Origin of the sequence: Pseudoalteromonas sp. SM9913 (assembly GCF_000184065.1) — a bacterium.
GTDB classification, from domain to species: Bacteria; Pseudomonadota; Gammaproteobacteria; order Enterobacterales; family Alteromonadaceae; genus Pseudoalteromonas; species Pseudoalteromonas tetraodonis.
In genome coordinates, this window is the sequence record NC_014803.1 from 251,170 (window position 1) to 272,736 (window position 21,567).

At 42.3% G+C, this 21,567-nt stretch carries 12 protein-coding genes; 11 read left to right on the top strand and 1 reads right to left on the bottom strand.

The genetic code is table 11. The annotated features are described in order from the left end of the window. Positions 1-69 precede the first annotated feature (69 nt). From rplL to tuf, 7 genes are all read left to right on the top strand, one after another. Complete coding sequence (gene rplL, locus PSM_RS01200) at positions 70-432, top strand: 50S ribosomal protein L7/L12 (RefSeq protein ID WP_013463847.1); 363 nt, start codon at positions 70-72, stop codon at positions 430-432. Positions 433-701: 269 nt separating this feature from the next. After that, a complete protein-coding gene (rpoB, locus tag PSM_RS01205) occupies positions 702-4,727 on the top strand; it encodes a DNA-directed RNA polymerase subunit beta (RefSeq protein WP_013463848.1) in 4,026 nt (1,341 codons plus the stop codon). Positions 4,728-4,831: 104 nt separating this feature from the next. Further along, on the top strand, positions 4,832-9,004 hold the full coding sequence (gene rpoC, locus PSM_RS01210; RefSeq protein WP_013463849.1) for a DNA-directed RNA polymerase subunit beta': 4,173 nt from the start codon (positions 4,832-4,834) through the stop codon (positions 9,002-9,004). A 194-nt stretch (positions 9,005-9,198) separates the two neighbouring features. Beyond that, on the top strand, positions 9,199-9,573 hold the full coding sequence (gene rpsL, locus PSM_RS01215) for a 30S ribosomal protein S12 (RefSeq protein ID WP_002958885.1): 375 nt from the start codon (positions 9,199-9,201) through the stop codon (positions 9,571-9,573). 97 nt (positions 9,574-9,670) lie between these two features. Then, positions 9,671-10,141 carry a 30S ribosomal protein S7 gene (rpsG, locus tag PSM_RS01220; RefSeq protein ID WP_010392135.1) on the top strand — a complete coding sequence of 157 codons (471 nt, stop codon included), beginning with the start codon at positions 9,671-9,673 and terminating at the stop codon, positions 10,139-10,141. Between the two features lie 27 nt (positions 10,142-10,168). Beyond that, entirely contained in the window at positions 10,169-12,283 is a 2,115-nt protein-coding gene (gene fusA, locus PSM_RS01225) for an elongation factor G (RefSeq protein ID WP_013463850.1), read from the top strand. 62 nt (positions 12,284-12,345) lie between these two features. Then, positions 12,346-13,530: an elongation factor Tu gene (gene tuf, locus PSM_RS01230; RefSeq protein ID WP_013463851.1), complete on the top strand. Its 1,185-nt coding sequence runs from the start codon at positions 12,346-12,348 to the stop codon at positions 13,528-13,530. Between the two features lie 276 nt (positions 13,531-13,806). On the opposite strand, the gene PSM_RS01235 is transcribed toward tuf, so the two are convergent. Further along, a protein-coding gene (locus PSM_RS01235) for an IS3 family transposase (protein ID WP_128860809.1) occupies positions 13,807-14,975 on the bottom strand; the annotation gives its coding sequence in 2 pieces (ribosomal slippage) (positions 13,807-14,705 and positions 14,705-14,975; 1,170 coding nt in all). 531 nt (positions 14,976-15,506) lie between these two features. Here PSM_RS01235 and PSM_RS01245 point away from each other — a divergent pair. The 4 genes from PSM_RS01245 (at position 15,507) to modF (ending at position 21,562) form a co-directional block, all read left to right on the top strand. Beyond that, entirely contained in the window at positions 15,507-15,869 is a 363-nt protein-coding gene (locus tag PSM_RS01245) for a hypothetical protein (RefSeq protein WP_013463853.1), read from the top strand. Further along, a complete protein-coding gene (locus PSM_RS01250; protein ID WP_013463854.1) occupies positions 15,869-18,199 on the top strand; it encodes a fatty acid cis/trans isomerase in 2,331 nt (776 codons plus the stop codon). The genes PSM_RS01245 and PSM_RS01250 overlap by 1 nt, the downstream gene beginning before the upstream one ends. Before the next feature lie 119 nt (positions 18,200-18,318). Beyond that, the gene (locus tag PSM_RS01255) at positions 18,319-20,043 is read left to right on the top strand and encodes a response regulator (protein WP_013463855.1); all 1,725 of its coding nucleotides are present in this window, start codon (positions 18,319-18,321) and stop codon (positions 20,041-20,043) included. 67 nt (positions 20,044-20,110) lie between these two features. Further along, positions 20,111-21,562, top strand: coding sequence for a molybdate ABC transporter ATP-binding protein ModF (gene modF, locus PSM_RS01260; RefSeq protein WP_013463856.1), 1,452 nt, complete (start codon positions 20,111-20,113; stop codon positions 21,560-21,562). Positions 21,563-21,567 lie beyond the last annotated feature (5 nt).

A 21,567-nucleotide genomic window follows, 5' to 3' on the forward strand; every position in this document is an offset into this window, starting at 1 on the left:
AGTTGTTTAATCCCTTTCGGTGTAAATTTATTTGGACCTTAGAGTCCGTTAATTATTAGGAAATTTGTAATGTCTGTAACTAAAGACCAAATCCTTGACGCAATTGCTGAAATGTCAGTAATGGACGTTGTTGCTCTAGTTGAAGCAATGGAAGAAAAATTCGGCGTAACTGCTGCAGCTGCTATGGTAGCAGGTCCTGCTGCTGAAGCTGCTGAAGAGAAAACAGAATTTGACGTAATCCTTACTGGCGCTGGCGCTAATAAAGTTGCGGCAATCAAAGCTGTTCGTGGCGCAACTGGTCTTGGCTTAAAAGAAGCTAAAGCACTTGTTGAAGCTGCTCCAACTCCAGTTAAAGAAGGTATTTCTAAGGAAGAAGCTGAAGCTCTTGCTAAAGAACTTACTGAAGCTGGTGCTGAAGTTGAGGTTAAGTAATCTAGCTTTTGCTAGGTTCGCTGCCTGAGAAATCAGGCAAGGGCTGGTGATTATTTAATCACCGGCCTTTTTGCGCTATAGAGCGACTATTCTTATAGCGCAAATAAAATCTGATTTATTCTTTAATTTCAACGCTTTATAGTTTGCTAGTGTTGAGGTGGGATTAAGTTGGAACAACAGTTAAATGTTGTACATCTTGGCATAGATGCCAGTTAAGTCTGTTCTTACTAGAACAGGTCGGGTCAAAGATCAGCAAGCTGAGGAACCCCATGGCTTACTCTTATTCTGAAAAGAAACGTATCCGTAAGGATTTTGGTAAACGTCCACAAGTTTTGGATATACCTTTCTTACTGTCGACGCAGTTAGAATCGTTTAAAAAATTCTTAGTCCCGGACGCTGATGGCGATCATGGTTTGGAAGCTGCCTTCCGTTCTGTGTTCCCAATTAAAAGCTACTCGGGAAATTCTGAGCTTCAATACGTAAGTTATCGTATTGGTGAGCCAGTATTCGATGTAAAAGAATGTCAAATTCGCGGTGTGACTTATTCTGCTCCACTTCGCGTGAAACTGCGTCTTGTAGTAATGGACAAAGAAGCTCCAGGCACAGTTAAAGACATTAAAGAGCAAGAAGTTTACATGGGCGAAATTCCGCTCATGACCGATACCGGTACTTTTGTAATCAATGGTACAGAGCGTGTTATCGTTTCTCAGCTACACCGTAGCCCTGGTGTATTCTTTGATAACGACCGCGGTAAAACTCACTCGTCAGGTAAAGTGCTTTATAACGCACGCGTAATTCCTTACCGTGGTTCATGGTTAGACTTCGAATTTGATGCAAAAGATAACTTATATGTACGTATTGACCGTCGTCGTAAATTACCGGCGTCTATCATCTTACGTGCACTTGAGTACACGAGTGAAGAAATCCTAGATATCTTCTTCGATACTACTGCGTTTGAAATTGCTGACGGTAAAGTTCTTATGGAACTTGTACCTTCACGTTTACGTGGTGAAACTGCCGCTTTTGATATCAAGAGCGAAGACGGTGAAGTCCTTGTTGAAAGCGGTCGTCGTGTTACGGCTCGCCACATCAAGAGCATCGAGAAAAAAGGCATTAATCAATTAGAAGTACCACATGAGTACATCATTGGCCGTGTATTAGCGAAGAACTATGTTGATGAGTCAACAGGTGAAATCATCGCGACTGCAAATGACGAGCTAACGCTTGAAATGATGGCTGAATTGGTTAAAGCAGGTCACACTACTATTGATACATTATATATCAATGAAGTGGACAGCGGCGCTTACATGTCAAATACATTAAACATTGACTCGTCAAGCAACCGTTTAGAAGCACTAGTAGAAATTTATCGTATGATGCGCCCAGGCGAGCCACCGACGAAAGACGCGGCTGAAGCCTTATTTGAGAACTTATTCTTCTCAGAAGAACGCTATGACTTATCAACAGTAGGTCGTATGAAGTTCAATAGCCGTGTTGGTTACGATTCAGACACAGGCCCTGGCACATTAAGCAAAGAAGACATCGTAGCAGTTATGAAAGTATTGATTGCTATTCGTAACGGTGTTGGCGATGTTGATGATATAGACCACTTAGGCAACCGTCGTATACGTAGTGTTGGCGAAATGGCTGAGAACCAATTCCGTGTAGGTTTAGTACGTGTAGAACGTGCTGTACGTGAGCGTTTAAGCTTAGGTGACCTAGATGCGATAATGCCACAAGATCTTATTAACGCTAAGCCTATTTCGGCAGCAGTTAAAGAGTTCTTCGGCTCGTCTCAGTTATCACAGTTTATGGACCAAAATAACCCGCTATCAGAAGTAACGCACAAGCGTCGTATTTCTGCATTAGGTCCGGGCGGTCTAACGCGTGAACGCGCTGGCTTTGAAGTACGTGACGTTCACGTAACTCACTACGGTCGCGTATGTCCAATCGAGACTCCTGAGGGTCCAAACATCGGTCTAATTAACTCATTGTCTACGTATGCACGTACCAATGACTACGGTTTCTTAGAAACACCTTACCGCAAAGTGGTAGACGGTGTAGTAACTGATGAAGTTGATTACCTATCAGCCATTGAAGAAGGTCAGTTTGTTATCGCACAGGCGAACTCAAACTTAACTGAAACCAATGAGTTTGTAGATGAACTTATTCCATGTCGTCACAAAGGTGAATCAACCTTTATGGGTCGCATGGACCAGCAATATATGGATGTATCACCACAACAGGTGATTTCTGTAGCGGCCGCACTTATCCCGTTCCTAGAACACGATGATGCTAACCGTGCATTGATGGGTTCAAACATGCAACGTCAAGCAGTACCAACATTGAAAGCGGACAAACCGTTAGTAGGTACTGGTATTGAGTTAACACTAGCGAAAGATTCTGGTGTAACGATTGTTGCAAAACGTGGTGGTGAAGTAATGTATGCCGACGCAAGTCGCATCGTTGTTAATGTACATGAAGAAGAACGCATCCCTGGTGAAGCGGGCATCGACATCTACAACTTAACCAAGTACACACGTTCTAACCAAAATACATGTATTAACCAAAAGCCGACTTGTATGGTTGGTGAACCGGTTACTCGTGGCGATGTGTTAGCAGATGGTCCTTCGACTGACTTAGGTGACTTAGCCCTTGGTCAAAACCTTCGCGTGGCATTCATGCCATGGAACGGTTACAACTTCGAGGATTCAATCTTACTATCAGAGCGCGTAGTTGAAGAAGATCGTCTAACGACTATTCATATTCAAGAACTACAGTGTATCGCCCGTGATACTAAATTAGGCTCAGAAGAGATCACAGCAGATATCCCGAACGTGGGCGAATCTGCACTAGGCAAGCTTGATGAATCAGGTGTTGTATATATTGGTGCTGAAGTTAAAGGCGGCGATATCCTAGTAGGTAAAGTGACTCCGAAAGGCGAAACGCAATTAACACCAGAAGAGAAGCTACTACGTGCTATCTTCGGTGAGAAAGCGTCTGACGTTAAAGACAGCTCTTTACGTGTACCAAACTCTGTAACTGGTACTGTAATCGACGTACAAGTTTTCACCCGTGATGGCGTTGAAAAAGATAAACGTGCGTTAGAAGTTGAAGACATGCAGCTTCGCGAAGCGAAGAAAGACTTCAACGAAGAGTTCCGTATTCTAGAAGCTGGTGTTTTAGACCGTGCACGCAAGTTACTTGTGGCAGCTGGTTTCGATGAAGACAACTTAGCGTCACTGAATGCTGAAAAGTTACTAACTCAAAGCCTTGCTGAAGAAGACAAGCAAGCTGAACTTGAGCAACTAGCTGCACAGTACGATGAGCTTAAAGCTGAATACGATAAGAAGTTTGAAAACAAACGTCGTAAAATTACCCAAGGTGATGACTTAGCACCAGGCGTACTTAAGATTGTTAAAGTATACCTAGCTGTTAAACGTCGTATCCAACCAGGTGATAAAATGGCGGGTCGTCACGGTAACAAAGGTGTTATCTCGACTATCGTACCAGTAGAAGATATGCCATACGATGACAAAGGTCGTACGGTAGATATCGTACTAAATCCACTCGGTGTACCATCGCGAATGAACATCGGTCAGATCCTTGAAACACATATGGGTCTAGCTGCACGCGGTATTGGTGAGCGCTTAGAAGAAATGATGAAAGAGCAACGCGAGCTTCATGAGCTACGCGCATTCATCAAACAAGCTTATGAGATCGGTGAATCTCGTCAGGTTGTGGATATTGCTAGTTTCTCTGATGACGAGATTCGTCGTTTAGCTGAAAACTTGAAAGGTGGTTTACCGATTGCTACTCCTGCATTTGATGGCGCGAAAGAAAGCGAAATCAAAGACATGCTAGAGCTAGGCGGCTACCCTAGAAGTGGTCAGGTTACACTTTATGATGGCCGTACTGGCGATCAGTTTGAACGTCAAGTAACTGTAGGTTACATGTACATGCTTAAACTTAACCACTTGGTTGACGATAAGATGCACGCACGTTCTACTGGTTCTTACAGCCTTGTTACTCAGCAGCCGCTGGGTGGTAAAGCACAGTTCGGTGGCCAGCGTTTTGGTGAGATGGAAGTATGGGCACTTGAAGCTTACGGTGCTGCTTACACACTACAAGAAATGCTAACAGTGAAATCGGATGACGTGAACGGTCGTACTAAGATGTATAAAAACATCGTTGATGGTAACCATAAAATGGAACCAGGTATGCCAGAATCGTTCAACGTATTGTTGAAAGAAATCCGCTCACTGGGTATCAACATCGAGTTGGAAGAAAATTAAGCCAATTAGATGCTGCAGTTAGCGCTGCAGCATCTGTTATGGCTGAATAGAATGTAGGGACGAGAACATCCGTCCTCAAGATTAACTCCGACAGGAGAGCTAAGGTGAAAGACTTACTTAAGTTTCTGAAGCAACAAAATAAGACCGAAGAATTCGATGCAATTCGCATTGGTCTTGCTTCACCAGACATGGTTCGTTCATGGTCATACGGTGAAGTAAAGAAACCTGAGACTATTAACTACCGTACTTTCAAGCCTGAGCGCGATGGCTTATTCTGTGCCCGTATTTTCGGCCCAGTGAAAGATTATGAGTGTTTATGTGGTAAATATAAACGCCTTAAACACCGTGGTGTGATCTGTGAAAAGTGTGGCGTTGAAGTAACACTCACTAAAGTGCGTCGTGACCGTATGGGTCATATAGAACTGGCAAGTCCAGTTGCGCATATATGGTTTTTAAAATCATTACCGTCACGTATCGGCTTAATGCTTGATATGACGCTTCGTGATATTGAACGTGTTCTTTACTTCGAATCATTCGTAGTAACTGAGCCTGGCATGACAACGCTTGAGCGTGGTCAGCTATTAGGTGAAGAAGAATACCTAGATGCACTTGAAGAGCACGGTGATGAATTTGAAGCGAAGATGGGTGCTGAAGCAGTATTAGACTTACTGCGTGAACTCGATCTTGCTCAATTAATTGCAGAAATGCGTGAAGAGTTACCAACAATTAACTCTGAAACTAAGCGTAAAAAGATCACTAAACGTCTTAAGTTAATGGAATCGTTCCACCAATCAGGTAATAACCCTGAGTGGATGATCATGACAGTACTTCCAGTATTGCCACCTGACTTACGCCCGTTAGTGCCACTAGACGGTGGTCGTTTTGCGACATCTGATCTAAATGACCTTTACCGTCGTGTTATTAACCGTAATAACCGTCTTAAGCGTCTACTAGATTTAGCTGCACCAGATATTATCGTACGCAACGAAAAACGTATGTTACAAGAAGCGGTTGATGCGCTACTTGATAACGGTCGTCGTGGTCGTGCAATTACAGGTTCTAATAAACGTCCTCTTAAATCGCTTGCTGATATGATCAAAGGTAAGCAGGGTCGTTTCCGTCAGAACTTACTTGGTAAGCGTGTAGATTACTCTGGCCGTTCTGTAATCACGGTTGGTCCTACACTTAAGCTTCATCAGTGTGGTCTTCCTAAGAAGATGGCATTAGAGCTTTTCAAACCATTCATCTATGGCAAATTAGAGCGTCGTGGCATGGCTACGACAATCAAAGCTGCTAAAAAGATGGTTGAGCGTGAAGTAGCGGAAGTATGGGATGTACTAGACGAAGTAATTCGTGAACATCCAGTATTACTTAACCGTGCACCAACACTTCACCGTTTGGGTATCCAAGCGTTTGAACCTGTGCTTATCGAAGGTAAAGCGATTCATTTGCACCCATTAGTATGTGCGGCGTACAACGCCGATTTCGATGGTGACCAAATGGCGGTACACGTACCGCTAACAATTGAAGCGCAACTTGAAGCTCGCGCGTTAATGATGTCTACAAACAACATCTTATCGCCTGCTAATGGTGAGCCAATCATCGTTCCTTCACAGGACGTTGTATTAGGTCTTTATTACATGACGCGTGATCGTATTAACGCGAAAGGCGAAGGCGCCGTATTTAAAGATCCTAAAGAAGCAGAAAAAGCATACCGTAGTGGTAATGCCGACCTTCACGCTATCGTGAAAGTACGTATTAGCCAATCAGTTAAAAACGAAGAAGGTGTTGTTGAAGACACTGTAACCGTAATTGATACTACTGTTGGTCGTGCGATTCTGTCTTTAATTTTACCAAAAGGCATGCCGTATGAGTCAATCAACCAAGCCTTAGGTAAAAAGCAGATTTCTGGCTTAATTAATGAGTGTTACCGTCGTCTTGGTCTAAAAGACACAGTTATGTTTGCTGACCAAATCATGTACACCGGTTTCCACTATGCAATGAAGTCAGGTGTTTCAATTGGTATCGATGACTTAGTTATCCCACCAGTTAAAGCAGCAATCATTGAATCAGCTGAAGCTGAAGTAACTGAAATCAACCAACAATTCCAATCAGGTCTTGTAACGGCTGGTGAAAAGTACAACAAAGTTATCGATATCTGGTCACGTGTAAATGAAAACTTATCACGTGAAATGATGGCCAACTTGTCAAAAGACACGGTTATCAATGCAAAAGGTGAAGAAGTAGAGCAACCGTCATTTAACTCAGTGTTTATGATGGCCGACTCAGGTGCTCGTGGTAGTGCCGCTCAGATCCGTCAGCTAGCAGGTATGCGTGGTCTAATGGCACGTCCAGATGGTTCAATCATCGAGACGCCAATCACCGCTAACTTCCGTGAAGGTCTAAACGTACTTCAGTACTTCATCTCAACGCACGGTGCGCGTAAAGGTCTTGCCGATACAGCACTGAAAACAGCAAACTCGGGTTACTTAACGCGTCGTCTAGTAGACGTTGCACAAGATTTGGTAATCAATGAAGACGATTGTGGCACAGAAGATGGCTTAACAATGAAACCGCTAATTGAAGGTGGTGACGTTGTAGAAGCACTTCGCGAACGTGTACTAGGTCGTGTTGTTGCTGAAGATGTTGTAATACCAGGTACTAATACAGTACTTGTTGAACGTAACATCATGCTTGACGAAAAACTGTGTGACCTTTTAGAAGAGCACTCAGTTGATGAAGTTCGCGTACGTTCAGTTATCACTTGTGATAACGACTTTGGTGTATGTGCTAAGTGTTATGGTCGTGACCTTGCACGTGGTCATATCATCAACGCGGGTGAATCAGTAGGTGTTATCGCAGCTCAATCAATCGGTGAGCCGGGTACACAGCTTACGATGCGTACTTTCCACATCGGTGGTGCGGCATCAAGAGCGTCTGCTGAAAATAATGTACAAGTTAAAACAAACGGTACATTAAAACTTCACAACGCTAAATATGTATTAAATACAGACGGTAAGATTGTTATTACCTCTCGTTCTACCGAGATCACTATCATTGATAGCTATGGTCGTGAGAAAGAGCGTTATAAAGTACCTTACGGTGCGGTATTAACAGTGCAAGACAATGCAGAAGTTCAAGGTAACGACATCGTTGCTACTTGGGACCCGCATAGTCACCCAATCGTTCTTGAGCATAAATCAAAAGTATCGTTCAGCGATATCGATGATTCAAACACTGAAGCACAGACTGACGAACTAACGGGTTTAACTCGTGTAGTTGTTAAAGATCTTGCTAAAGCGAATGCGAAAGAGCCAAAGCTTATCATTGAAAGTGATGAGCGTGGATTACAAGAAACGCGTCTTCCTTCATTCACTACGATTGAAGTAACAGACGGCGCGACTGCAAACCCAGGTGACGTATTAGCACGTATTCCGCAAGAAGGTTCGAAAACTCGTGATATCACGGGTGGTCTACCACGCGTAGCCGACTTATTTGAAGCACGTAAGCCGAAAGATCCAGCTATCTTAGCTGAAATCACCGGTACGATTAGCTTCGGTAAAGAGACTAAAGGTAAGAAACGTTTAGTTATTACACCAGCTGAAGGCGATCATTACGAAGAAATGATTCCTAAGTGGCGTCAACTTAACGTGTTTGAAGGTGAACAAGTGTCTAAAGGTGAAGTTATCGCCGATGGTCCAGAATCACCGCATGACATCTTACGCCTACGTGGTGTGACTCATGTTGCTAATTACATTGTTAACGAAGTGCAAGAGGTTTACCGTTTGCAGGGCGTTAAGATCAATGATAAGCACATTGAAACTATTATTCGTCAAATGCTACGTAAATGTATCATTCTAGACGGTGGTGATACTGAGTTCTTAGCCGGTGAGCAAATTGAAGTGGCACGCGTTAATATCGCAAACCGCGACCTTGAAGCTCAAGGTAAGATCCCAGCTAAGTTTGAAATCCAGTTAATGGGTATCACAAAAGCATCACTAGCGACAGAATCTTTCATCTCAGCAGCCTCGTTCCAGGAGACAACTCGTGTCCTAACAGAAGCCGCTGTAAATGGTAAGAGCGATGAACTACGCGGTCTGAAAGAAAACGTAATTGTGGGTCGATTGATCCCAGCCGGTACCGGTTTTGCGTATCATCAAGAGCGTATGGCTCGTCGTAAGCAAAAAGACGTTGTTGAAGAGCAAACGGTAAGTGCGGAAGAGGCAACTCAAGCACTCACTGATGCTTTAAACGCGGATTTATCTGGAAATCAATAAACCGAATCTAATCAATGGATTAGAGTTTCACAAGGCAGTTATCTACTGCCTTGTGAGCGGTTTAGGTTGACAGGTCAATCTTTGCTCATTAAAATTCCGCCACCCATTTACTTGCACGTTTAAAGCATGCTGGTAAAACAAGGGCGGATTTTTTATTTTTTTCAGTAGTAATTTTAATTTCAGGAGCTATTTAAATGGCAACTATTAACCAGCTAGTGCGTAAGCCACGTCGTAGCAAGGTTACTAAAAGTAACTCAGCTGCGCTTAAAGCGTGTCCGCAAAAGCGTGGTGTATGTACTCGCGTATATACAACTACACCTAAGAAACCAAACTCGGCGTTACGTAAAGTAGCTCGTGTACGTTTAACTAACGGTTTCGAAGTAACTTCATACATCGGTGGTGAAGGTCATAACCTTCAAGAGCACAGTGTAATCCTAATCCGTGGTGGTCGTGTTAAAGATTTACCAGGTGTGCGTTTTCACACTGTACGTGGTGCACTTGACTGTGCAGGCGTTAGCGACCGTCGTCAAGCTCGTTCTAAATACGGTGCAAAACGCCCTAAAGGCTAATTGTTTTCCGTTAGTAAGGCCAAGCACTAAATATTATTAATTATTGTTTTGGGTGATTGACTCGAAAGAGCAAACCTGAATAAACCGGAGATACAAAATGCCTAGAAGACGCGTAATAGGTCAACGTAAAATTCTTCCAGATCCTAAGTTCGGATCGGAACTTCTTGCTAAGTTCGTTAACATCGTAATGTTAGACGGCAAGAAATCTACTGCTGAAAAAATCGTTTATGGTGCGCTAGACGTGGCTGCTGAGAAATCAGGCAAGTCGCACCTAGAAATCTTTGAAACTGCACTTGATAACATCCGTCCACAGGTAGAGGTTAAATCTCGCCGTGTTGGTGGTTCAACTTATCAAGTACCAGTTGAAGTACGTCCAGTACGTCGCAACGCATTAGGTATGCGTTGGTTAGTAGACGCTGCACGTAAGCGTGGCGAAAAATCTATGGGCTTACGTTTAGCTCAAGAAATCGTTGACGCTGCTGACAACAAAGGCACTGCGGTTAAGAAACGTGAAGACGTTCACCGTATGGCTGAAGCGAATAAAGCATTCGCTCATTACCGTTGGTAATCTGTCCTTAACCTTTAAGAGGATTTTATGGCACGTACAACTCCACTTGAGCGTTACCGCAATATCGGTATTTGTGCTCACGTAGATGCAGGCAAAACCACCACAACAGAACGTGTTCTGTTCTACACAGGTCTTTCTCATAAGATCGGTGAAGTACATGATGGCGCCGCAACTATGGATTGGATGGAGCAGGAACAAGAGCGTGGTATCACAATCACTTCTGCTGCAACAACGTGTTTCTGGAAAGGGATGGACGCGCAATTTGACGACCATCGCATCAATATCATTGATACCCCAGGACACGTAGATTTCACTATCGAAGTAGAGCGTTCTTTGCGTGTACTAGATGGTGCGGTAGTTGTTCTTTGTGCTTCATCTGGTGTACAGCCGCAAACTGAGACAGTTTGGCGTCAAGCGAACAAATACGAAGTTCCGAGAATGATCTTCGTAAATAAAATGGATCGCACAGGCGCTGACTTCTTAACGGTTGTCGGCCAGGTGAAATCTCGTCTTGGAGCAACGCCTGTTCCAGTCCAGTTGCCAATTGGCGCTGAAGACGACTTTAAAGGTGTTATTGACCTTATTAAAATGAAAGCTATTAACTGGAATGATGAAGACCAGGGTATGACTTTCTCTTATGAGGCAATACCGGCAGAACTTCAGGATTTAGCTGAAGAATGGCGCTCTCATTTAGTTGAAAGCGCTGCTGAAGCCTCTGAAGAACTAATGGATAAATACTTAGAAGGTGAAGAGTTAAGCGAAGCAGAAATTAAAAATGCTTTGCGTCAACGCACATTAGCGAACGAAATTGTTCCCATGACCTGTGGTAGTGCATTTAAAAACAAAGGCGTTCAAGCTGTGCTTGATTGCGTTGTTGAATACATGCCATCACCCACACAAGTGAAACAAATCCAAGGTATCCTCGAAGATGGTACCGAGGAAGAGCGTCCTGCTGATGATAAAGCGCCGTTTGCTGCACTTGCTTTTAAGATTGCAACAGACCCGTTTGTTGGCACCTTGACCTTTTTCCGTGTTTACTCTGGTACTGTTAAACAGGGTGACGCGGTATATAACCCAGTAAAAAGTAAGCGTGAGCGTCTTGGTCGTATCGTTCAGATGCATTCAAACTCACGTGAAGAGATCAAAGAAGTCTACGCAGGCGACATCGCGGCGGCTATTGGTCTCAAAGACGTAACAACAGGCGAGACACTGTGTGATCCGAATTCTATTATTACGCTTGAGCGTATGGAGTTCCCAGAACCAGTTATCTCTGTTGCGGTTGAGCCTCGCACAATCGCTGACCAGGATAAAATGGGTATCGCGCTAGGTAAACTAGCGGCAGAAGATCCATCTTTCCGCGTACAAACTGACGAAGAATCAGGCCAGACGATTATCTCTGGCATGGGTGAACTTCACCTTGATATCATTGTCGACCGTATGAAACGTGAATTCAGTGTTGAATGTAACGTTGGTAAGCCGCAGGTTGCATACCGAGAAGCTATTCGTTCAACTGTTGAAGTTGAAGGGAAGTTCATACGTCAATCAGGTGGTCGTGGTCAATATGGTCACGTCTGGCTTAAACTTGAACCGATGGATATTTCGGATGATGAAGCCCCAATTTACGAGTTCGTTAACGAAACCGTAGGTGGGTCAGTTCCGAAAGAATACATCCCTGCGGTAGACAAAGGTATCCAAGAGCAAATGGCTCAAGGTGTACTGGCAGGCTACCCATTACTTGGCGTGAAAGCGACTTTATATGATGGTTCATTCCATGATGTAGATTCGAATGAAATGGCATTTAAAATAGCAGGTTCACTCGCTATGAAGCAAGGTGCGCTAGATGCAAACCCTGCTTTATTAGAGCCAGTAATGAAGGTTGAAGTACTCACTCCTGAAGCAAACATGGGTGATGTAGTTGGCGACCTAAACCGTCGTCGCGGCATGATCGAAGGCATGGAAGATGCACTTGGTGGACTTAAGCAAATTAATGCTCAGGTTCCGTTATCTGAAATGTTTGGTTATGCAACTGCTTTACGATCTGCAACACAGGGCCGTGCCTCATACTCTATGGAGTTTTTGAAGTACGCTGAAGCCTCTAAACAGGTTGCAGATACAATAATTTCAGCTCGCGCTGTTATATGATTTTAGCTTGTCTGGCTCAATACTGAGTCAGGCTTTAATTTCTTTATTAGGAATTTTTTAAGATGGCAAAAGAAAAGTTTGAACGCGTAAAACCGCACGTAAACGTTGGTACAATCGGCCACGTTGACCACGGTAAAACTACACTAACTGCAGCAATCACTAACGTACTTGCAAAAGTATACGGCGGTGTTGCTAAAGATTTCGCATCAATCGATAACGCTCCAGAAGAGCGCGAGCGTGGTATCACAATCTCAACTTCACACGTTGAGTACGATACTCCTACTCGTCACTACGCACACGTAGATTGTCCTGGTCACGCCGATTATGTTAAAAACATGATCACTGGTGCTGCTCAAATGGATGGCGCTATCTTAGTAGTAGCTGCGACTGATGGCCCTATGCCACAAACTCGTGAGCACATCCTACTTTCTCGCCAAGTTGGTGTTCCTTACATCGTTGTGTTCATGAACAAATGTGACATGGTTGATGATGAAGAGCTACTTGAGCTAGTAGAAATGGAAGTTCGTGAACTTCTTTCTGAATACGACTTCCCAGGTGATGACTTACCACTAATTCAAGGTTCTGCACTTAAAGCACTTGAAGGCGAAGAGCAATGGGAAGCTAAAATCGTAGAGCTTGCAGAAGCACTAGATACTTACATTCCAGAGCCAGAGCGTGACATCGATAAGCCATTCATCATGCCTATCGAAGACGTTTTCTCAATCCAAGGTCGTGGTACTGTTGTAACTGGCCGTGTTGAAGCTGGTATCATCAACGTGAACGACGAAGTTGAAATCGTTGGTATCAAAGAGACGACTAAGTCTACTTGTACTGGTGTTGAGATGTTCCGTAAGCTTCTTGACGAAGGTCGTGCTGGTGAGAACATTGGTGCACTTTTACGTGGTACTAAGCGTGAAGACGTTGAACGTGGTCAAGTACTAGCTAAGCCTGGTTCAATCAAGCCACACACTACATTCACTTCAGAAGTATACGTACTTTCGAAAGATGAAGGTGGTCGTCATACTCCATTCTTCAAAGGTTACCGTCCACAGTTCTACTTCCGTACAACTGACGTAACAGGTGACGTACAGTTACCAGAAGGCGTAGAAATGGTAATGCCTGGTGATAACGTTAAGATGACTGTAACGCTAATCGCGCCAATCGCGATGGACGAAGGTCTTCGTTTCGCTATCCGTGAAGGTGGCCGTACTGTAGGTGCTGGTGTTGTAGCAACTATCGTAGAGTAATAATTAACGTTTAAGTTAATTGTTAGAAAAAGGTCACTTAGGTGGCCTTTTTTAATGGCTGCGATTTACATCATGTGAAGGTGGCGCAGTTACCTTAGGCGTAGGTGCTTTGTAGCAACTATCGTAGAGTAATAATTAGCCTAGCTAATTAATACGAAAAAACCCGAGCTTAGCCTCGGGTTTTTTAATGCCTGCAATAAAATAAAGGTTTCAGGTGCAAGGTTTAAGGTTTTAGGTAATACGATGATACGACCCCGATAAAGTAGACACGGGTTTTTAATTCATTAACTCGTATTGCATGGGACTCACATTTCCTAGCGTGCCATGCATTCTTACTGAGTTGTAGTAGTTTTCGATATAAAAGCGACTTTGTACTGTCATTTCACTACGACTCAGTTCATTTAAATTGTTCATCCATTCTTTTTTATACTGGGCAAAAAAGCTTTCTGAGCAGGCATTATCCCAGCAATTCCCTTTTCTCGACATGCTAATTGTTACCTGTCGGTTGTTCAACCACGATATTGTTTCTTTTGCACGATACTGGCTGCCTTGGTCTGAGTGAAATAATAAGCGACTTCCATCAGGTTTACGTGCATCCCATGTTTTTTTTAACGCTCTAATCACCAAGTCTGCGCTGTTAACTCGACTTGTTGCCCAACCAACGACTTTGCGTGAGTATAAATCTAAAATTACACATAAATACTGCCAACCCTCTCTGCAACGAACTTGCGTTATGTCTGACACCCATACCGTATTGGGTTCATCAACACTAAACTCACGACCCAATAAGTTTTCTGCAGTGATATGCCCCTGCTTTTTTCCGCTACCGGTATATCGGCGTTTACCCGCGGCTGAGCGGTAACCCATACTCTGCAGTAATCGCTGCACACGGCCTTTACTACACTCATACCCATTATCTATAGCGGCTTTCCACAACTTTCTGTAGCCCGGAATACAGTGCTCATCACTACTTACTTTTTTCAAAAACTCAAGCAATGAGTCGTTTTCTGACGCACGTTGACTTAATGATTGCTTTAGCCATTTATAATATCCAGCTTTTGATACTGACAACCATGTGCATAATTTTTTTATCGTTTTCTTAGCTGTCGCAGCTTGGTGAATATACTCAAATCTTATTCTTTTCGGCTGTCCAAGTAGGCCTTCGCCTTTTTTAACACATCGTTCTCCAACTGCGCATCTTCCAATTGCTTTTCAAGCTTACGCACTTGGCGCTCCAAATCTTTATATGACTTATCAGGGCCTTGGTTTTTAATTGGGTTAGATGTACTTTTTGACGTCATTTTTCGTCTCCATTTAGATAATAAGACAGGGTTAATGCCCAGCCGATGAGCTATTACATTAACAGTATCTGGAGAGTCTAACGATTGTTCAACTGCTTTTGTTTTAAATTCAATTGAATGACTACGCCTAGTTTTGATTTTCATAACACTTATTCCTTAAATAAGTGTCCACTTTTATAGAGTCGTATCACCAATTCGCTTAATTAAGCGGTCTATTTTGAGGCAGGAAAAACGGGGTGATAGCTAGGCAAAAAATTCGCTATTTAGTTGTTCTAAATGAGAATTTTTTAACACAGGTAGCGGCACGTTTAGCCCCGCAAAATGATTGAGTATTATTGCGGATTGGTATAAAGCAGCTCGGTGTAAATTTAACACTGTCACTTGGGTTGAGTTTTATCGCACTTAGAGGGTAAAGCATGAAGGTTCTACACTTACCTTATGCATTGGTGCTTAGTAGCAACGATCGTTGAGTTCTCAATTACTGTAATGCTGCAGGTTTCAGGTTTTAATTAGTGAAGTTTGGCGTTCCTGTTGTTGTCGTAACGAAGTTTAAAGCAGCATTGATACCGCTGCTTAAAAATTAACGAGGCTATTTTAAGGCTTGTTTATCGTTATTTAAGTTGGAACGTTGTTATAATAGGTAATAATTAAATAGTCAGTAGCGCAGAGAGTCCAATGGAACTTGAACAAGATAGCAATTTAACACTTCCTTTATTTATTCTAGATGAAACACTAAGTACCCGTGACTTAGCGCAGCCTGACTTGGAAATTTCAGTTATCTTAAGTGATGAGCTGCTTACTCAACTATGCCAGAACCCCAGTGCTGACAGTAGTATAGGCATTAGCATTGCAGACTATGAGTTGAATATCATCAATTCAAGCTTTGCTACCATAGCGCATAGCGAGCATGACGCTCAATTAACCATAACACAGGGCCCTCTATTAAGCGCTGTGGTGACTACTGTTGAAAACCTAACATTCGTATCACCACAAATCGATATGATGCCTACGTTCGATTTAGGTGATGAGACTGAATAATGAAAAAAAATATTATAGGTACTTTTGTACTGATTATCTTAAGTGGTTGTGCTTACTTAGGTAATGCACATTACAATGAATTATTCGGTCCTGAGAAAACACAAGATCGTATGGTTGCTCATAATAGCGGTGCTGGGGCTGAGTTTTTACAGCAAGTAAAGCCTGTACTCGATAACCGCTGCGTGGTTTGTCATGGCTGTTATGATGCGCCTTGCCAATTAAAACTCTCTTCTCCTGAAGGTATCGACAGAGGCCTCAGTAAAGAGTTGGTTTACGATGGTACTCGGTTGTTAGCCTCAACGCCGAGCCGATTATTATTTGATGCAACCACGACTGAGCAATGGCGTGATAAAGAATTTAGCCCGGTATTAAACGAGCGAGCACAAACTGAAGAAGCCAATTTAGCGGGTAGTGTGTTATTTAATACGCTGGTATTAAAGCAAAGTTCACCCTTGCCAGAAGATGAAGTATTAGATGAACGTTTTGATTTTTCACTTAGCCGCAACCAAAGTTGTGCGACGATGGGTGAGTTTGACCAATTAGCGGATGAGCAACCGCATGCGGGTATGCCTTATGGCTTGCCTGGAGTGACTGCTGCTGAATTTCAGCACTTACAAAACTGGATTAAAAAAGGCGGGAAAATGGCGCACATCAAGCCGCCATCAGCTGCTGAGCTTGCGCAAGTAAAAAACTGGGAAGCATTTTTAAATCAAGATGGTTTGAAGTACCAATTATCAGCGCGCTATATTTATGAGCATTGGTTTTTAGCACACATCTACTTTAGTGATGCACAATCACCTAACTTTTTTAAGTTGGTACGCTCAAGTACTCCCCCTGGTGAAGACATTAAATTAATAAGTTCTCGTCGCCCTTACGATAATCCAAACGTTGAGCGTGTTTATTATCGACTGCTTCACGACCGTTCTACTATTTTATCAAAAACGCATTTACCGCTTAAACTTAATGATGAAAAGTTGGCACGTATTTACCAGCAATTTATTGCGCCAAATTACACTGTATCTAGTTTACCAAGCTATGAGCCTACCCTTGCATCAAACCCGTTTAAAACGTTTGAAGCACTGCCTATAGATGCAAAATATCAATTTATGCTCGATGAAGCTGAGCTAATTATTATGGGCTTTATTAAAGGCCCTGTTTGTCGTGGTCAAATAGCACTCAATGTGATTAATGATCATTTTTGGGTGGCGTTTGCTGATCCTAAAAAGGTAGCGACTCCGGCGGTAGGTAAAATGCTGGTGCAACATGAGGATGCATTAGAGTTGCCCGCAGCAGAGGAAAGTAATGCGTTACCGATTTCTAATTGGGTCAAATACTCGGTTCGCGAAAAACGTTACTTAAAAGCCAAGGTAGAGCTTGCTAATAATCTGTTCAAAAACGGCGAGCATTTAACCACCGACTTATTGTGGAAAGGGGATGGGCACAATCAAAATGCGGCACTGACTATTTTTCGACACTTTGATAGTGCAACTGTAGTTAAAGGCTTTATTGGCCAACAACCTAAAACTATGTGGGTGCTTGATTACGCGCTGTTTGAGCGTATTCATTACTTGTTAGTTGCGGGCTTTGATGTGTATGGCAATATTGGCCATCAATTAATAACGCGCTTATACATGGACTTTTTACGTTTAGAGGGTGAGCACAACTTTTTAGCTTTGTTACCTGAAACTCAGCGAGAGACAATTAAACAGAGTTGGTATCGAAAATCACCACCTAGTTTGTCGACCTTTTTTGAAAACAATCGTGAGTTTAGTCAACCCAGCGGTATTAACTATCAAACAGATGAACCGCAATCAGAGCTATATGGCTTAATTAAAGAGGCATTAGAGCCCGTTTTAAGTCCTCGTTATGACTATAAAAAAGTACCCGCACCATTAAGTGCGATTAATACCATGCCTGCTAAAGCAGTTAACTTACTGCCACAGCTATCGTATGTGCTAGTGAAAGAGCAGGATGGACACACAGGCTATACAATTATTCACCATAACGCGCACTATAATATTTCGAGTCTACTAAACGAAGATGGACAGCGCGCCTATGAAGAAGATACGGTGACAATTGTTCCGGGCTTTATTGGTGATTACCCTTCTGCAATTTGGTATTTAAATAACGCCCAACAGGTTTCGGCCTTTGCCGAACAGTTACCGCTAATGCAAGTGGAAGCTGATTATCGCGCTTTAAAGTCTAAGTTTGCGATTCGTCGAACTCACCCGCAATTTTGGCAATACAGCGATATTTTACATCAGGTTGCCCGCCAGTACCGAGGTGTTGAATTTGGCATGTTTGATTATAATCGACTAGAAAATCGTTAGGTACACGCTAAACGGTTACAAGAGCCCAGCTTAACTAGCTGGGTTTTTTATATTTAATAATTTAGTAATTAGTTTGCTAAGCTTAGGCTACAGTTAAAACAAAAAAAGTAACCTAGTGTATGTTCAACATTGTTAAGAGTATTCGCAAACGTTACCGTTGGGCTTTAGTTGCTATTGCCTTGTTGGTCAGCGTATCTGCATTACTGATGCAATACTTCTTTTCAGTGCAAAAATACGATGCAAAAATTATCAATATAGCTGGCAAGCAACGTATGCTTTCGCAAAAAATAGCTTGGCATAGCAATGCATTAATTAATCAAACGGATAACCACGCACAACATCTTCAATCGTTAAAACACTCCCTTGAGTTATTTGAACAAGCCCATGAATATTTACTCACTAAGGATGAACAAGGTGACGCAGTTTGTCTAAATACACCTTTATTTGATTTATATTATGCCCCCCCAAGCAACTTAGATGCAGAAGTGTTGGCCTTTATAACGCAAGCTAAAAATTTGGTTTCTCGAAAGGAGCCTATTAATTTGGCTTCGTTTTCTGTGAGCGAAGTTGAAGCATTACTCAAAAAATTAGACACTGCGGTGAGCTTATTTGAGCAACAAGCGGTAAAAAAGGTTGATTGGATCTCTAGTATTGAACTGCTTTGTTGGTTTTTTACTCTGGCATTATTGTTTTTAGAACTTAGATTTGTGTTTATGCCGATGGAAAAACGAGTTCTGCAGACCTTACAAAAGTATCAACAACAAAAAGAATTTGCAGAGCAGGTAAGTAATAACAAAGAGCACTTTATTGCACGAGCCAGTCATGAATTTAGAACCCCATTACAGGGGTTAATTACCTCGATCGATGAGCTAAGAATTCCCACTTCACAGCAGGATATACAGCGCCAAGCTCGGTATTGCTCGGCGAGGTTGTTGGCGATGTTAGATGAATTACAAGATTTACAAGCGCTGAGTTTAAATCGTTGGTCGTTAAACCCGACCTCTGACAACTTACTAACCACCATAAATAAAGTGTTAGTTGTGTATGAATATGGTTGTACTGAAAAAGGGTTAAAGTTAATCAGAGAGTTAGCAGCGAGCTTAGACTGCGCGGTGATTGTAGATCATGCACGCTTACAACAAATAGTTAATGAGCTACTTAGTAATGCATTAAAGTTTACAGAGCAAGGAGAGGTAAAAGTCATCGCTACGCTCAACAATAACCAACTATCGCTGAGCGTCGAGGACACCGGCTGTGGCTTTGATCACCTTATCGAGCAATTAGAATTAGACAGCACTGAGCAAAGTAACCATTTTCAAGGACTCAGAACAGGCCTTGCCCGTGTACAATATATTGTTGATGCCTTTAAGGGCGAGATTCGTTTTGAAAATAATCGTCAGCAAGGGGCATCTGTATTTTTAACATTACCATTAGAGATGGATACTACTTTAAGCAAGTCATCGTCAATGCCTGATAACTTACATTGTTTAGTCGTTGAAGATAACCCACTTAATATGCTGGTACTCACTAAGCTATTAACTGCATTGAACATACACGCTGAATGCGCTGAGAATGGCAAAATAGCGTGTGAAATGGTCGCCAAAAAATCTTATGACGTCATCTTTATGGATTTAAATATGCCGGTTATGGATGGGTTTGAAGCCACTAAAATCTTGCATGATAACGATAAAACACTGCCGATTATTGTGGTTACCGCAAACACCTCTGATAGTGATCTTGCTCGCGCTAAAGCTTGTGGAGCAATAGGTCATATTCATAAACCCATAGATCAGCAAAGTATAATCGCGGCGCTAAACGATGCTTTTCTACCTGAGGTTGATTAAATCTCACTTGCTTAATTATTCCTTATTACGTTAGTTTGAGTTTTTAAGCTCTGTTTTGGGATCTAACGTGCGCTCAATTTTACTACAGCAATTTAGTGGTTATTTATCTACCGATGACAGTGAACGGTATTATATCGACGATTTAACTTGGCAAGTAAAGCAGGGTGAACATTGGGTCTTACTCGGGGGTAATGGTGCTGGAAAATCAGCACTCGCAGCAGCGTTAATTGGTGAAGCAAAACAACAAAGCGGGCAACGTCATAGTACCTTTAACAAGCTACAATTAGTGTCAAGTGATCTACAAAAGCAGTTACTTAATACGCATCGTAAAAGTGAAAAGCCACAAAAAGTAACAGACATGCTCTTTGCTGAGCCTCAAATAAATAGCGATTTATGCCAACTGTTAATCACCGCTTTTAATTTTGATGCCTTACTTAATCGTGATTTTACTGATTTATCTACTGGCGAAACGCGTAAATTATTATTAATTAAAGCGCTATCTGCTAACAGTGATTTAGTTGTGCTTGATGAACCATTTGATGGCTTAGACTCTGAATCGGTTGGGCAGCTCAACCGCCTATTACAGCAGTTGAGCGCACAAACCTGCTTTGTGTTTGTGCTAAACCGTGTTGACGAAATTCCAGCGTTTGTTGATCACTTTGCTTATGTGAATAATGGTCGTTTACAACATAGCTTGGCAAAACCGTGTGCAGCAAAACAAGCGGATTTATTCAAATTACTTCATTTAGAGCATACATCATTAAGTATTCCCGGTGCGCCTGAGCGCTGTTTTAAATCAGCGACAAACATGCCACTTGTTAAGCTCACTAATGCTCATGTGCGTTACAGCGAACAAACAATTTTTGAAAATTTAAACTGGACGATTAACCAATATCAGCACTGGCAACTCACCGGGAAAAATGGCTCAGGTAAAACTTGTTTATTAAATTTAATTACAGGTGATAACCCTCAGTGCTATAACAATGAGATTGAAGTGTTTGGTTTTAAGCGTGGCACAGGGGAGAGTATTTGGGATATAAAACAGCACATTGGTTATATTTCAAATACGCTACATTTGCAGTATCGAGTGAGTATTTCGGCGCTTAATACTATTATTTCAGGGTTTTTCGATAGTATAGGTTTATATCAACAAGCCAGTGAGTTACAAACGCGTTTAGCTAAAGAGTGGTTGGCACTAATAGGTTTAAGTGACAAAACAAATAGCGCTTTTACCCAGCTATCGTATGGCGATCAGCGACTATTACTGATTGTGCGCGCAATGGTTAAACATCCTGCTTTGCTTATTTTAGATGAGCCATGTTTAGGGCTTGATGAGGCAAATCGTCAACGCGTTTTACTGCTGATTGAAAAGGTGTGTGCTGCAAAAACGAGTACCGTTATTTATGTAAACCATCATGCAGCAGATACCATTAAAGGGATTGAACACACCTTAAAAATGGAAGATTTTAAACCGGCTCACTATGGGCAACAAGCTGCTCATAGTGAGACGCTTATATAAGCTTG

Excerpts from the sequence above, each read along its gene's own strand:
- PSM_RS01255 (WP_013463855.1), top strand. The coding sequence starts at position 18,319 with ATGTTCAACATTGTTAAGAGTATTCGCAAACGTTACCGTTGGGCTTTA.
- rplL (WP_013463847.1), top strand. The coding sequence starts at position 70 with ATGTCTGTAACTAAAGACCAAATCCTTGACGCAATTGCTGAAATGTCA.
- fusA (WP_013463850.1), top strand. The coding sequence starts at position 10,169 with ATGGCACGTACAACTCCACTTGAGCGTTACCGCAATATCGGTATTTGT.
- tuf (WP_013463851.1), top strand. The coding sequence starts at position 12,346 with ATGGCAAAAGAAAAGTTTGAACGCGTAAAACCGCACGTAAACGTTGGT.
- PSM_RS01250 (WP_013463854.1), top strand. The coding sequence starts at position 15,869 with ATGAAAAAAAATATTATAGGTACTTTTGTACTGATTATCTTAAGTGGT.
- rpsG (WP_010392135.1), top strand. The coding sequence starts at position 9,671 with ATGCCTAGAAGACGCGTAATAGGTCAACGTAAAATTCTTCCAGATCCT.
- rpsL (WP_002958885.1), top strand. The coding sequence starts at position 9,199 with ATGGCAACTATTAACCAGCTAGTGCGTAAGCCACGTCGTAGCAAGGTT.
- rpoB (WP_013463848.1), top strand. The coding sequence starts at position 702 with ATGGCTTACTCTTATTCTGAAAAGAAACGTATCCGTAAGGATTTTGGT.
- PSM_RS01245 (WP_013463853.1), top strand. The coding sequence starts at position 15,507 with ATGGAACTTGAACAAGATAGCAATTTAACACTTCCTTTATTTATTCTA.